The organism is uncultured Aquimarina sp. (assembly GCF_947492115.1).
GTDB lineage: Bacteria > Bacteroidota > Bacteroidia > Flavobacteriales > Flavobacteriaceae > Aquimarina.
On record NZ_CANLMM010000052.1, the window covers coordinates 1 to 440 of the forward strand.

A 440-nucleotide genomic window follows, 5' to 3' on the forward strand; every position below is an offset into this window, starting at 1 on the left:
TTAGAAATAAGAATTGTTCGTGGGAAGGAGGAAATCGATCCTTTTTTTCTATCACCAATGTGGATTTTGTTAAAACTTGGAGTTTCGATTCTTTACGCAAGATATTTTAGATTTCGCTCTCACGAATATTCAATTGATCAGATGGAATTGATTATCCTGACAACTGAATACGAAATGAACTTCATATCAAACGGATATTTATTTGAGAGGCAATTGAAATTTTTGAAAAGCTTGAATTATGGTGAGAAACTTAAAACGGAAAGAAAAGCCAGTACCTAACATCATATATAAAATCAGAGCAAAGTTTATGTTTAATCGAAAGGCCATTTACTTTTTGCAATGGCGCTAGATTTTTATAAATTATACAAGAAATAAAAATGCGCAGATAGATCAATTGGTTCAGGTATACTTGCCTAGCTCCGATTCATATATTTGGCGTT

General features: G+C 32.0%; 1 pseudogene. It reads left to right on the forward strand.

The features are described 5' to 3' along the window. Nucleotides 1-279, forward strand: a pseudogene (locus tag Q1A73_RS24485) (hypothetical protein); the annotation flags it as partial. Nucleotides 280-440: the final 161 nt, after the last annotated feature.